The 13,078-nt window shown below is 66.6% G+C and carries 12 protein-coding genes, 1 tRNA gene and 3 pseudogenes; 5 read left to right on the top strand and 11 right to left on the bottom strand.

Annotated features, from left to right (window positions below; all coding sequences use genetic code 11):
• Nucleotides 1–173 precede the first annotated feature (173 nt).
• Entirely contained in the window at nt 174–827 is a 654-nt protein-coding gene (locus tag ABGB18_RS47870; RefSeq protein WP_347702390.1) for a hypothetical protein, read from the top strand.
• Nucleotides 828–1,261: 434 nt separating this feature from the next.
• On the opposite strand, the gene ABGB18_RS47865 is transcribed toward ABGB18_RS47870, so the two are convergent.
• The 4 genes and pseudogenes from ABGB18_RS47865 to ABGB18_RS47850 all read right to left on the bottom strand — a co-directional run.
• Nucleotides 1,262–2,446, bottom strand: coding sequence for a cytochrome P450 (locus ABGB18_RS47865; protein WP_347702389.1), 1,185 nt, complete (start codon nt 2,444–2,446; stop codon nt 1,262–1,264).
• Nucleotides 2,447–2,451: 5 nt separating this feature from the next.
• Nucleotides 2,452–3,864, bottom strand: a complete 1,413-nt coding sequence (locus ABGB18_RS47860) for a glutamate decarboxylase (protein WP_347702388.1) — start codon at nt 3,862–3,864, stop codon at nt 2,452–2,454.
• A gap of 562 nt (nt 3,865–4,426) precedes the next feature.
• A pseudogene (locus tag ABGB18_RS47855) lies at nt 4,427–4,609 on the bottom strand (IS3 family transposase); the annotation flags it as partial.
• A gap of 25 nt (nt 4,610–4,634) precedes the next feature.
• Nucleotides 4,635–5,228 (bottom strand): annotated as a pseudogene (locus tag ABGB18_RS47850) (ISAzo13 family transposase); the annotation flags it as partial.
• Nucleotides 5,229–5,291: 63 nt separating this feature from the next.
• Here ABGB18_RS47850 and ABGB18_RS47845 point away from each other — a divergent pair.
• A pseudogene (locus ABGB18_RS47845) lies at nt 5,292–6,185 on the top strand (IS3 family transposase); the annotation flags it as partial.
• Here ABGB18_RS47845 and ABGB18_RS47840 read toward each other — a convergent pair.
• Nucleotides 6,085–6,885 (bottom strand): hypothetical protein, encoded by an 801-nt coding sequence (locus ABGB18_RS47840; protein WP_347702387.1) that lies wholly within the window; start codon nt 6,883–6,885, stop codon nt 6,085–6,087. The pseudogene ABGB18_RS47845 and the gene ABGB18_RS47840 overlap by 101 nt on opposite strands.
• Before the next feature lie 239 nt (nt 6,886–7,124).
• On the opposite strand from ABGB18_RS47840, the gene ABGB18_RS47835 reads away from it, so the two are divergent.
• Together ABGB18_RS47835 and ABGB18_RS47830 are read left to right on the top strand one after the other, a co-directional pair.
• A complete protein-coding gene (locus tag ABGB18_RS47835) occupies nt 7,125–7,397 on the top strand; it encodes a hypothetical protein (protein ID WP_347702386.1) in 273 nt (90 codons plus the stop codon).
• A 94-nt stretch (nt 7,398–7,491) separates the two neighbouring features.
• Nucleotides 7,492–8,289, top strand: coding sequence for a methyltransferase domain-containing protein (locus tag ABGB18_RS47830; RefSeq protein ID WP_347702385.1), 798 nt, complete (start codon nt 7,492–7,494; stop codon nt 8,287–8,289).
• 168 nt (nt 8,290–8,457) lie between these two features.
• On the opposite strand, the gene ABGB18_RS47825 is transcribed toward ABGB18_RS47830, so the two are convergent.
• The 4 genes from ABGB18_RS47825 to ABGB18_RS47810 are packed head-to-tail and all read right to left on the bottom strand — an operon-like array spanning nt 8,458 to nt 10,555.
• Nucleotides 8,458–8,997: an N-acetyltransferase family protein gene (locus tag ABGB18_RS47825; protein WP_347702384.1), complete on the bottom strand. Its 540-nt coding sequence runs from the start codon at nt 8,995–8,997 to the stop codon at nt 8,458–8,460.
• Nucleotides 8,994–9,428, bottom strand: coding sequence for an arsenate reductase ArsC (locus tag ABGB18_RS47820; RefSeq protein ID WP_347702383.1), 435 nt, complete (start codon nt 9,426–9,428; stop codon nt 8,994–8,996). The genes ABGB18_RS47825 and ABGB18_RS47820 overlap by 4 nt, the downstream gene beginning before the upstream one ends.
• Nucleotides 9,429–9,437: 9 nt before the next feature.
• Nucleotides 9,438–10,175 carry an aquaporin gene (locus ABGB18_RS47815; protein WP_347702382.1) on the bottom strand — a complete coding sequence of 246 codons (738 nt, stop codon included), beginning with the start codon at nt 10,173–10,175 and terminating at the stop codon, nt 9,438–9,440.
• A complete protein-coding gene (locus ABGB18_RS47810; protein WP_347702381.1) occupies nt 10,172–10,555 on the bottom strand; it encodes a metalloregulator ArsR/SmtB family transcription factor in 384 nt (127 codons plus the stop codon). The genes ABGB18_RS47815 and ABGB18_RS47810 overlap by 4 nt, the downstream gene beginning before the upstream one ends.
• Nucleotides 10,556–10,640: 85 nt before the next feature.
• On the opposite strand from ABGB18_RS47810, the gene ABGB18_RS47805 reads away from it, so the two are divergent.
• Nucleotides 10,641–11,141: an ArsI/CadI family heavy metal resistance metalloenzyme gene (locus ABGB18_RS47805; protein ID WP_347702380.1), complete on the top strand. Its 501-nt coding sequence runs from the start codon at nt 10,641–10,643 to the stop codon at nt 11,139–11,141.
• A 433-nt stretch (nt 11,142–11,574) separates the two neighbouring features.
• Here the strand turns inward: ABGB18_RS47805 and ABGB18_RS47800 are convergent.
• Nucleotides 11,575–11,650, bottom strand: a tRNA-Lys gene (locus tag ABGB18_RS47800).
• A 49-nt stretch (nt 11,651–11,699) separates the two neighbouring features.
• Nucleotides 11,700–12,854 carry an acyl-CoA dehydrogenase family protein gene (locus tag ABGB18_RS47795; protein ID WP_347702379.1) on the bottom strand — a complete coding sequence of 385 codons (1,155 nt, stop codon included), beginning with the start codon at nt 12,852–12,854 and terminating at the stop codon, nt 11,700–11,702.
• Between the last annotated feature and the right edge of the window lie 224 nt (nt 12,855–13,078).

Raw genomic sequence — 13,078 nt, 5'->3', positions numbered from 1 at the left:
ATTCCGCTTTCAAAATGCCCAAGAATGCCGTCCGGCGCCATGCCATATCAGGTGCCGACGAGCATGCAACGAGCAACCGTGGGGCGGATGGTATCCCTTGATCATTCTCACTTTACGTTCGATTGGTGAGCTGACTTCCTAGATGGTTGCTGTCTGGAGAAGGGCTTGATCCCGTGCCCGACAGGCAGGCGATGATCGTTCCGAAACGAGTGCATCTGGGACGGTTCCGGCCGCCGCAGCCGCAGCTCGAGTACATGCCATGGCCGGTCGGCCGAGATATCGGCGAGGTGTCGCTGGTGTTGGCTGTGCACGGCCGGATGACCTGCGCGGATGGCATTATCGGCAGGCACGCTCCTTCCACGATCCCCTTGCCGGTCGACCTCGACCGGCTCAGGGCGGAGCTCAACTCCGAGCGGCCGGTCCGCGCGGCGCTCGCCGCGCTTCTGGCCTTCCACGCGCTGCGCCCTGGCGAATTGCGAAGCCTGCAGCTCACCGACATCATCGACGGGCGTCTCCGCATCGGCGGCCGGGTGATCGCGCTGGCCGCCGACGTCCGCACCCGGCTGGCGGCCTGGCTGGACGAACGCCACCGACGGTGGCTCGGAACCGCCAACCCGCACCTGTTCATCAACATCGACACCGCTGCGTTGACCACATCGGCCAGCGCCTTCTGGGCCAACGCCACCCTCGGCATCTCCGCTCAGACCCTGGTCGAGGACCGCGTTCTCGACGAAGCCACCGCCACCGGCGACGTCTGCAGGATCTGCGACCTGTTCGACATCACCGTCGAGACAGCCTTGCGCTACGTCCGCCTTCACGACGCCTGAGTCCCAGTGCGCATCCGAGAACGATGATCTTGCGGTGGGAGCTATCCATGGCCATCTCGGGTTGACGGCCTTCCTCCTGCATCACCCAGTCTCAGAGCCGGACGGCCTGGTACTCCCAGGGCTGCGGCGGAGGCCGCCACTCTGGGTTCGGCGGCTTGTGAGAGTGGACCACCGCACAAGTAACGGCTCCCCGCAGTGCTGCGGGGAGCCGTGCGAGCGGGCCGCGAACACCTCTCCGTCCGCTTCACCGATGCCACAGGCGCCACCACCGACTGGACCGCCGATCCGGAAAACCAAGAACTGATCCCGCACACACCTTCGATGTAGACCTCAACACCATGTGACCCTGTCGGCGTACTTGATGTCCCGGCTCACCACATCACGGACCGCTAACAAGCGAAGAAGTCGCAGGTCGCTACCGCCAATTTCTGCACTCAGCTGCCACGGGCCGGATCGCCGATGCGGACATGCAGGTTCGTCAGCACGCGGAATTTCCAGCCGTGCAGGTTGTGCGGCTGTTCGGGGGCCAGGGAGAGCCGTGGGTGTTGCTCGAGTAGCACGTCCAGCAGGGCCGCGATGATGGCACCGACGACTGGGGCGGCGAGGCATGCGTGGCGGGAGTATCCGAGGCCCAGGTTGGGGAAGGGGTCCCGGTTGATGTCGAAGGTGTCTGGGTCGGTGAAGATGCTCTCGTCCCGGCCTGCCGAGGCGATGGCCGCCATGACGGTCGCTCCGCCGGGGATGATCTGTCCGGCGAGGAGCACGTCTTTGGTCGAGCGGCGGCTGAGCGCGCCATTTGGTGATAGCCAGCGCAGCGTTTCGTGGACGGCCTTGCGGATCAGGCGCGGGTCATCGCGGATGGCCTGCATTTGCGTGGGGTGCTGGAGCAGCGCGAGCAGCGTGAGCCCGGCGCCGGCCGCCGGTTCCAGGAACGCCGAGAGGATCTCGATGAAGGTGGGCATGATGTTCTCGGCGGATCGGACGGTATCGGCCGGGCAGCCGCTGTGGAGCAGCTGTGACAGGACTGAGCCGTCGGGCAGGTCTGTGGCCTGCCGGGCGAAGGGCTCGATCGTCTGGCGGATCTCGGTGGCGGTGGCCATCGCCTGTTCGTGTACGGCCGGGTCCGCCGTGAAGTTGCTCATCCCGGCGCTGAGGTTGCGGGCCCAGCGCATGAGAGCGTCGGTGTCCACGTCCGGCAGGCCGATGAAACGGGCGAGGGCGGTGCTCGCGGCGGGTTCGAAGTAGCTGGACATCAGCTCGTCCCGGCTACTGAGCTCGCTGGCGTACGGCCATGCGGCCTCGCGGGTGAGTGTGGTGGCCCGTTCGATGCGTTCATGGGCGAATCGCGTGTCAACGGCGCCTCGCAGATCGGCGTGGGCGTCGCCCTCAACCTTGAGTACGGACCGTTCCCCGAATATCTGCGTGGCCAGCGAGGGGAAGGCGCTGGTGTACGACTCGTAGGCACTGAGGACCTGGCGCACGTCATCCCAGCGGGTGACCATCCACAGGTCGAGCTTCGGCAGCAGGACGACCGGCGCTTCGCGGCGGAGCCTGGCGAAGATCGGATAGGGGTCACTGCCGAGCTGGTCGAAGGTGATGGACGCGGCGAAGTCGTTCATCGACGTCACCCTCCCGTCGGCACACCGGGCTGCTCGGCGGCCGCCTCGTCGCCGCCGAGGCGAGGGCGCGGAACCGGATTGTCGCGCAGGTACTCCACCTCGGTGCGCACGTTCGCCAGCAGTTTGGCGGCAGTGTCCTGGCTGAAGCCGTTGCGGATGACGAAGCGGATGACGGCTATGTGCTCCAGGTCGGGCGGCAGGTAGTACGTCGGGGCCTGCCAGCCGTGCATCTTCAGCCGGGCGGCCAGGTCGAAGACGGTGAAACCGTCGTAGCCGGGGGCGGTCCGCACGGCGAGCACCGGCAGTTCCGAGCCGTCGGCGATGAGCGAGAGCTCGGGGAGTTTCGCGATCTCCTCACCGAGGTAGGTCGCCACGTCCCGGCAGGTCTGCTGGACGGCCTGGTAGCCCTCGAAGCCGAGCCGCAGGAAGTTGTAGTACTGCGCGACGACCGGGGCGCCGGAGCGGGAGAAGTTGAGCGTGAAGGTGTCGATGTTGCCGCCGAGCAGGTCGCAGGAGAGCACCAGGTCCTGCGGCAGGGCGTCCGGCTCCTGCCAGATGATCCAGCCGACGCCGGGGTACACCAGACCGAACTTGTGCCCCGAGGTGTTGATCGACTGCACCCGGGGAAGCCGGAAGTCCCACACCCTGTCGGGTTCCAGGAACGGAGTGATGAAGCCGCCCACGGCCGCGTCCACGTGCAGCGGTATTCTCAGCCCGCGCTCGGCCTCCAGCCGGTCCAGCTCGGCCGACATCTGCTCGATCGGGTCGTACTTGCCGCATTGCGTGGAGCCGAGCACGCCGATGACGCCGATGGTGTTGTCGTCACAGAATTCGCCGAGCCGGGCCGGGTTCAAGGTGAAGGCCGGCTCCTCGATCGGTATCCAGCGCGGCTCCACGTCCCAGTACTGGCAGAACTTCGGCCAGCAGGTGTGGACGGCAGTGCCCATCACGAGGTTGGGGTTGGCGGTGGACAGCCCGGCCGCCCGGCGCCGCTCGCGCCACTGGAACTTCATCGTCAGCGCCCCGAGCATGGCCGCCTCACTGGAGCCGCCTGTGGAACAGCCGACGCTGGAACCGTTCGGGTCGCCCCACAGATGATCGAGTATGTTGACGCAGCGCGCCTCGATGTCGGCCGTCTGCGGGTACTGGTCGTGGTCGACGAGGTTGCGGTCGAGGGTTTCGGCGATGAGTTCGCGGGCCTGGGGCTCCATCCAGGTCGTGCAGAAGGTGGCCAGGTTGAGCCGGGCGTTGCCGTCGAGCAGGAGTTCGTCGCGGATGAGCGCCTGGGCCGCTGTGGGATTCATCGGGCTGGCCGGCATCTTGAACCGGGGCACGCCGCCTTCCGGCACCAGCCCGTTGTAAAGGGGATTGACATCGAGTGATTCTTGCCACCGGTCGGATTCGACTCGTCTGAGCATGAGCTTCACCCCTCGAAAGAGCTTTACGCCACGTCAAACACTCACAGTAGGCAATTGTTTACTATGAGTCAATATTGTGGCCGCGCTGACGTCCACATGGGTGAGCGTGTGGGTGCCCGAAACTCGGCCGTTGGGGCGGACCTGGGGGTTGGTGTTCCGTTCTGGTGGGCATGAGCGCCATTCATGGCGCTGCGGTTGCTTTATTTGATCTTCGTCCGGCTCGTGGGTTGGGTGGTGTTGCTGGGTCGCTCGCAGAGGTCGAAGGATGTGGAGATCCTTGTCTTGCGTCACCAACTCGCGGTGTTGCGTCGGCAGGTGGCAAGGCCTTGGCCATCGTGGGCGGATCGGGCGGTGATCAGCGCGCTGGCGCGTCTACTGGCGGTGTCGAGGCCCGCCGCGAGGGCCGCGCTCAGGAAGCCGGTGAAGGCGTCGGACGAATCTAGACTCGGCTCGATGAACCCAACGAAAACCCCGCCACGGCTCCGCATGGAGCGACCCCGGTGATCACTTTCATCATCTTCGGCATCGCGGCCGTCACGGCCCTGGAGATCGCGCTCTGCCTGAGAAACTGGCCATCGCCGATGGGCAGGTAGGTGATGTCGCCCACATAGCGCTGGTTGGGGGCGGCAGCGGTGAAGTCCCGCTTGATCAGGTCGGGCACCTTCTGATGCGACGGCTCCGGCATGGTGGTGCGGACCTTCTTGCGCAGGTGCAGCCCGACGATGCCGAAGCGGCGCATGACCCGGCCGGTAGGTGCGGCCGGCTCGGGCGAAGTCACCGATCGGTTCCTTCTTCTTGGCGTCCACGCTCACCACCGGCGAACCGTCGGCGAGGAACTGTTCGACCGTGGTGTTGATGTGCTGGAACTGGGCGTCGCGGTCGGGGACCTGGCTGCCGGCGCGCCGCTTGGCCATGCCCTGGAGGCTGAACCCCGCCACGCGCAGCAGATCGCCCACGGCCGGGGCACTGATCGGGTGCCCTGCCGCGGTTAACTCCCGGGCCAGGTCGCGCAACGAGGCCGTGGTCCAGCGCAGCGGAGAAACCGGATCACCGATCTCCCGTGGCTCGATCAACGCCTCAAGCGCCGGCACCAGGCCCGGGTCACGCTCAGCAGCCGGTTTTCGTCCGCCACCGGGACGGCGCACCCGGCCCAGAACCGGTGCACTACTCGCGAGCTCAAGACGTCCCCGCGTGATGGTCGACTCCGATACCTCTGCCAGCCTGGCCACCGCCACGATCCCGCCATGCCCGAGCGCATCGGCCTCAGCCGCCAGATACAAGCGGCGCTGCCGCTCGTCCAGGTGCGGCAGCACGGCTGCGAACTTCACATCCAGGACCGCCAGGTCCGTCTCAGATACCGCCATGGAAGGCCATTTAGCACGCCACTCACCGAAGTTGCACTGGAACTAGCAGTAATTGTCTTACGGATCCTGAGCCGCTTCGAGTTCGTTGCCGACCATCGGGGCGCCTTCGGCGTGAAGCGGCTGTGCCGGGTGTTGAGGGTCTCCCGCTCCGGCTTCTACCGGTGGATCAAGGCGGCGCCCGCCCGGGCGGCCCGCGCCGCGGCCGATGCCGCGCTCGCGCAGGAGATCAAGCAGATCCACGAGGAGTTCGACGGCACCTATGGCAGCCCACGCGTCACCGCCGAACTGCGCGAGAAGGGCCACCAGGTCAACCACAAGCGCATCGCGCGGGTCATGCGCCGCTTCGGCATCGTCGGGCTGCACCTGCGCAAGAAGGTCCGCACCACCATGCCGGAGCCGTCGCATCAGAAGGTGCCCGACCTGATCAAGCGGGACTTCACCGCTGCCGCCCCCAACCAGCGCTATGTGGGCGACATCACCTACCTGCCCATCGGCGATGGCCAGTTTCTCTACTTGGCGACCGTGCTTGACCTGCACTCACGCCGGCTGGCGGGCTGGTCGATCGCCGATCACATGCGCACCGAACTGGTGATCGACGCGTTGCGGGCCGCCGCGGCGACGCGGGGCAGCCTGGACGGGGCGATCTTCCATTCTGATCATGGAGCGCAATACACCTCCGCCGACTTCGCCAAGGTGTGCGCTGAACTCGGCGTGCGCCGGTCGATGGGCGCCGTCGGCACCAGCGCCGACAACAGCGCCGCGGAGGCGTTCAACGCCAGCCTCAAACGCGAGACGCTGCAGCACGCCAAACGCTGGCCCTCAGCCCGGCAGGCCCGCCTGGCCGTCTTCAAGTGGATCACCCGCTACAACACCCGAAGGAGGCATTCCACCCTCGATTACCGCAGCCCGATCGACTACGAGCAGCAGACCATCGATAGAGTGCTGCTCGCCGCATGACAGCCGGTGTCCACATGTCGGGGCGAGCCCCCCTCTCGATGGCCCGTCGGATCACGATGTCGCTGGCGAGGTCTTCGGCGACCTGCTTCGTGCGCTCGTAGCTGCAGACGAAACAGTGTCCGATGCCGACCTCATCGAGATACCCGTCGCGGTTAGGCGCGACGAGGGTCTCGAAACCGCAGACGGGGCACTCCTCGAAGGTGGTGATGTCCGGGTCGCCTGGTGTCGGGCTGAACTGGTCTGCCCATTCGCTGGTGTCGGCGCGCCGCTGAACCTCATCGTCTCCCAGGGCCTCGAGGTAACGTGCAGCGCGGCCTTGCTCAGCATCATCGTTCGCACTTACCCAAGCCTCGTACTCGTCGACGTCGTCGTCATCATCGTGGATCTTGTGCAGGATCTCCGGATAGTTGCCGAGTGCGTCGAGTGCTTCGAGATGCTCCTTGGAGAGGGACTCGGAGGGCTGCTCGCTGACTTCGCGTGCGTGCCGGATTTCCTGCGTGATCTCCAGCGCGCGCTTCAGGATCGGCCCTCTCACCTCTGTGAAGTTCGGAACAAGTCCTTCCTCGTCTCCCGGTTCGAACCAGAGGGTGGACTCGACGAATAGGGGCTTGCTGGGGTCGTGGAGGACCCGCGTCACCCCATCATCGGCGGGGATGCCGTCGGCCTCGATGACCTCCAGCAGCCCGCTCGCCGGCAGCATGAACTTCTTGTTCTTCTTCTTGCCGTCGAACTCTTTCCCTGGCCATGCATGCGCGACGATCAGGGCAAGCCCGTTGGTCAGCCCCTGATCGAAGAGCGCCTCCGCTCCGCGGGCTGACGGATTCCGTCCTAACGCATAGACGCAGGCACCGAATTGCTCCGCCCGGCGCTGCTGGGCGCGGCGGCCAACTGGAATGGACTGACTGCTGGGTCCACGCCGGCGCCGGAGACGAGGATGCGATGGCGGCCAAGCGTGACCGGGTTCTGGCCGCTACCAGCGACTACCAGTACCGCACCTCAGTTGAGCTGCTTGTCGCGCACTCAATTGTGGCCAGCGGCGGCGTGGACGCAGGACTACAGCAGGCGGCGGCAGTACTGGCCGATGTGGAACCGGCATACCGAACGCATGAGATCGCAGTGATAGCGCGGCGAGTCTTGCGGGCAGTGCCGATGGATCAGCGGGACCGCCCAGCAGCGCGCGATGTGCGCTCGCTGCTGGCCATCGAGGCATGACCGTCGGGGGCGTCGCGAACGATGACGCCCCCGCCACCTGGGGCCGATAGATATGAAGGTGTCAGTGGCGTTGCCACACCATCAGGATTGGACCATGTCCCGCGATCTTCGGCTTCGAGCCACCTTTAACAGAGCGGCTGCCTCCTATCAAGACGCGCGCCCCGACTACCCGGACGAGTTGTATTCCGACCTGCTGGCGTTTACAGGGGTCACGCCCCCCGCGCACCTGCTGGAAGTCGGATGCGGCCCGGGGAAGGCCACGCTGCCCTTGGCACGGATGGGCTTCCGGATCACCGCAGTCGAACTCGGCGATGCCCTGGCAATAGAAGCACGGCACCGCCTGACTGACTTCTCCCACGTTTCCGTGATCACGTCGTCATTCGAAGGCTGGCAGCCACCGGCTGGGGCCCACTTCGACCTCCTATACGCGGCCACGGCGTGGAAATGGGTGGACCCGGAGGTCAAGTACGCGAAGGCAGCTGCTCTGCTCGCCCCGGGCGGCCACTTGGCCGTATGGAACGCCGACCACGCAATGCCAGCAGGCTTCGACCCGTTCTTCACCGAGATCCAGAAGGTCTATGAAGAGATCGGCGAAAGCCATGACGGTCCGTGGCCCCCGCCACCACCCGAAGACCAACCCGACCCCATGGCCGCCGAGTTCGAGGCCTCCGGGCACTTCACCGTGGTCGGAACGAAGCTCTACGTATGGGCTCTGCGTTACACAGCAGACGAATACATCGCTCTGCTCAACACGTTCTCCGGCCACATCGCCATGGAGCGGGCCAAGAATGAACACCTCTACCGTGAGATACGCCGCCGCCTCGCCGCACGCCCGGATGGACGACTCACCCGCCACTGGTCGGCCGTCCTCACAATCGGCCGACGCCTGTGACGTGGAGGTGGCCCCGAGCAGAAGAGCCCACCGAAAGTGCAGAGTTACTCCGGACAAATAGAGCATCCGCCGTTCGGAACTTCCTGACATTCAGCAGGTCAGAAGACTAACCAGTACAGCTACTACGCCGGACGGGACACCAGAAGCGGGCGGCCGGATCCACCGCGTTCAGGTGACGATGGAGCTACGGCGTTCGATCAGGACGACATCTCGCCAGATGCCGTGGTGACGGCCGATACGCTCGCGGGTGCCGATCGTACGGAACCCGGTGCGGGCGTGCAGAGCCAGGCTGGCGGTGTTCTCCGGGAAGATGCCGGACTGGATGGTCCAGATGCCCGCGGCCTCAGTGGAGGCGATCAGCGCGCGCAGCAACGCCAGGCCGACGCCGCGGCGGCGGGCGCCGGGGTGCACGTAGACCGAATGCTCGACCACTCCGGCGTAGGCACTGCGGGCCGAGACAGCAGAGGCGGCGATCCAGCCCAGCACCCGGCCAGGATCACCGTCCAGGGTGCCGAGGGCCACATGCCGGTGGTCGAGCAGCTTGGCCGCGTTGAACTGGGTCCAGGTCGGGGCGGTGGTCTCGAAGGTGGCCTGGCCTTCGTCGATGCCGAGCTGGTACACCGCCAGCACCTGATCGGCATGGGTGGCACGTATGGGCTCGATGAGTGGCCCGGGGGCCGTCCCCTCCAGGTTCGCGGTGAGGCTCACTTGGTCGCCGTGTCCGCGGCAGCGGAGGTGAGGTCGGCGATCAGCGCGCGCACACGGGCCTCGATCGCGTCTCGGATCGGCCGTACGGCTTCGACGCTCTGTCCGGCCGGGTCGTCCAGCACCCAGTCCTCGTTGCGCTTGCCGGGGAAGACCGGGCAGGCGTCGCCGCACCCCATGGTGATCACGAGGTCGCTGGCCTGGACGGCATCGATGGTGAGCACCTTGGGGATCTCGGCGGAGATGTCGATGCCGCGCTCCGCCATCGCCTCTACGACGGCCCGGTTCACCTGATCGGCGGGTGTGGAACCGGCCGAACGCCCACGGACCCTATCCCCGGCCAGGTGAGTGAGGAAGGCAGCGGCCATTTGGGAGCGGCCCGCGTTGTGTACGCACACGAACAACACCTGCGGGGCGTCGAGCTGGTCGGGCACGGGTTGCTCCTATCGAGGCTGACCTGCAGCGGCTTGGTGAGTGGCGCCCGGGGCGGGCTCCGCACCAGGTTGCGGGCTGTTGGGGTAGAGCAGGACCAGTAGCAGGCCGCCGAGCGCGGCACCGGCCAGTTGGGCGGCGATGAAACCGGGCACCGAAGCGGGGGCGATCCCGGCGAAGGTGTCGGTGAAGGCCCGGCCCACGGTGACGGCCGGGTTGGCGAAGCTGGTGCTGCTGGTGAACCAGTAGGCGGCGCCGATGTAGCCGCCGACCGCAACCGGGGCCAGCGCCGGGCGGCCTTGCCGGGCCAGGGCGAAGATGACCACGATGAGCCCTGCGGTGCCCACCACCTCCCCTAGCAGCAGGTGAGGTGCCGACCGGTCATGGGCCGAGACCTGAATGGCCGGGAGCGCGAACGTGGCGTTCGCCAGCACAGCCCCGGCGATGGCTCCGGCGATCTGGGCAGGCACGTAGGCCGCCACCTCCCGGCCGCGCACGGTGGGGGCTGTGTCGCCGCGGGTGAGGACCCAGGCCGCCACGGAGACGACCGGATTGAAGTGAGCGCCGGACACGGGTGCGAGGATCACGATGAGCACCGCCAGGCCCGCCGCCGTGGCCAGACTGTTGGCCAGCAATTGCACACCGACGTCACTCGACAGATCGGCCGCCATGATGCCGGAGCCGACCACCACGGTCACCAGAGCGGCGCTGCCGGCGAACTCGGCCAGCGCCCGGCGCGCCAGGTTCACCGTACGTCCGCGACGAGCGTCTCAGGCAGGGCCAGTACGCCGGTCAGGCGCTTGAGCGTGGCGGAGACGATCCAGTAGTAGATCCAGGTGCCGCGCCGCTCGCTGTCGATCAGACCGGCCTCACGCAGCACTTTCAGGTGGTGTGAAATCGTCGGCGCGGTGACTGTGAAGGCGCCGGTCAGCTCGCACACGCATACGCCGTCGCCGGCCTGGCGGCCACCCTCGTGCGCGCCGATCAGCGACAGCAGCCGCAACCGGATCGGGTCGCCCAGCGCCTTGAACACGCGGGACATCTCTGCAGCGTCGTCTTCGGCGATCGGCTCGGCGATCAGCGGCGCGCAGCACCCGGAGGCGAGCACCGGCAGCTCCTGCTTCGACATATCTCTAATTTGACAGATTCCTAAGCAAGAGCACAAACTCGGAACTGCTTAGACATTCGTCGAAACACCGAGATGGGAGATCGTCATGTCACGCGTCCAGCTCGCCCTGCGCGTCGCCAACCTGGAGAGCTCGATCACCTTCTACTCCATGCTGTTCGGCACCGAACCGGCCAAGCGCCGTCCCGGCTACGCCAATTTCGCCATCACCGAGCCCCCGCTCAAGCTCGTGCTCATCGAGGGCGAGGAAGGCGAGGACACCCGCATGGACCACCTCGGCGTCGAGGTCGAGGAGACCGCCCAGGTCAACGCCGCCACCCAGCGGCTCAAGGACGCCGGCCTGGCCACCTTCGAAGAGAACGACACCTCCTGCTGCTACGCCCTGCAGGACAAGGTCTGGGTGCACGGCCCAGGTGCGGAGCCGTGGGAGGTGTACGTGGTCAAGGGCGACGCCGACACCCTGACCAAGCAGGCCGACTCCGTCTGCTGCACCCCGGCGGAGGCGGCGGACGGAGCGACGGCCGAGGAGCAGGGCCTGGTCGAGGCCGCCCAGGGTACTGAGCAGGCCCGGAGATCGACTTGCTGTTGATAGGCGGCTGGCGGGGTGCGCACAGGTTTTCGGGGTAAACGGCGCTCGTGCATGCCCGGCCGGGCTGGTAGCGCCCACGGACCAGCGGCAGCGGTTTCCCGCACCCCCGAAACCAAGCCACCGCGAAGGCGCGTGAGCTCTGCCGGATCCGACTTGACCACTGCTTGGACGGGTCTGCGGTTAAGCCGGGCGTGTCCCGCCTGCCAACGCTTCTATCCGGCCCTTCTGTTGGGCGTTGTGCGGGTCTGGCTTTACGGTCCGGCCCGAGCCGTCCGTTGACCGACAGAGCAAAAGTGGCATTTCGGCCTCGCCATCGGCCCGCCGATGTGCCGGACGCGTGCCGAAGGGCATGTGACGAGCATGAACTCGGCCGTCTTCACCTCACAGAAGAGGGCCGAGAATCGAGAAAGTGCAGGTCAGATGGGGTGTGGAGTGGTAGGGCGCCCGGGGCTCGAACCCGGAACCTACGGATTAAAAGTCCGCAGCTCTGCCAATTGAGCTAACGCCCCTCGCAACAGCAAGGGTACAGAGATTACCGCCCCGCCCGCGACGCCTCCATCACCGGTAAGCGCTCAGGCCGGTCAGCGCCTCCCCCAGCACCAGCGTGTGGATCTCCTGCGTCCCCTCGTATGTCAGAACACTTTCAAGGTTGTTCATGTGCCTGATCACAGGGTACTCCAGCGTGATCCCGTTCCCACCCAGGATAGTGCGGGCCTGGCGGGCGATGTCGAGTGCCGCTCGTACGTTCGCCAGCTTGCCGAAGCTGATCTGCCGGGGCTCCAGTTGGCCGGCGTCCTTCAGTTGGCCCAGGTGGAGGGCCGTGAGGCCGGCCTGGGCGGTGCCGACGTACATCCAGGCGAGCTTCTCCTGGGTCAGTTGGAACGCGCCGATCGGCTTGTCGAACTGGACGCGGGTCTTCGCGTAGGAGACGGCGGCCTCCAGGCAGGCGCGGGCCGCGCCCACGACGCCCCAGACGATGCCGTAGCGGGCCTCCGAGAGGCAGGAGAGGGGGCCGCGCAGGCCGGTGACGCCGGGGAGGACGGCCGAGGCGGGCAGGCGTACGTCGTCGAAATAGAGGGACGAGGTGACGGAGGCCCTCAGGGACAGCTTCTTGTGGATCTCAGGGGCGGAGAAGCCGGGGGTGGAGGTGGGGACGACGAAGCCCCGGACGCCTTCGTCGGTCTGGGCCCAGACCACGGCGACGTCGGCGATGGAGCCGTTGGTGATCCACATCTTGGAGCCGTTCAGGATCCAGTCGGATCCGTCTTTCTTGGCATAAGTCCGCATGTTGGAGGGGTCGGAGCCGTGATCCGGCTCCGTCAGGCCGAAGCAGCCGATCGCCGAGCCCGCCGCCATCCGCGGCAGCCACTCCTCTTTCTGCTCGTCCGAGCCATATCGCCAGATCGGGAACATGGCCAGCGACCCCTGAACGGACACGAAGGACCGTACGCCCGAATCGCCCGCCTCCAGCTCCCGGCACGCCACCCCGTACGACACCGCGTCCGTCCCAGCGCACCCGTACCCCTGCAGATGCATCCCGAGCACCCCGAGCTCACCGAGCGCAGGAGCGAGCTCGCGCGCCGGGAAGCGCGCCTCCTCGAACCAGTCCCCCACGTGCGGCAGGACGTGGTCGGCGACGAAGGACCCGACCGTGTCACGGATCAGCCGCTGGTCCGCGTCGAGCCGGTCGTCCAGGCGCATCAGATCGTCCATCACAGGTCCTTCCGGTTAGTAAGGGACTACCAGGGTTCTACCAGGGGGAATCCTGATGTGCGAATACCCGGGCCAAGGGCAGTCTTGAGGCATGAGCGGGCCCTCGCCCCGAAACGTGGACACCTTGAGTACCGGATGATGGAGATCCGGAGACAAGGAGTTCCACGTGGCGATGAAGTCGTATCCGCCGGAGTTCAAGGCGGACGCCGTCGCGTTGTACCTGT

Source organism: Nonomuraea sp. B12E4 (assembly GCF_039871825.1).
Classification (GTDB): domain Bacteria; phylum Actinomycetota; class Actinomycetes; order Streptosporangiales; family Streptosporangiaceae; genus Nonomuraea.
This window is presented reverse-complemented; position numbering and strand designations above follow the sequence as displayed.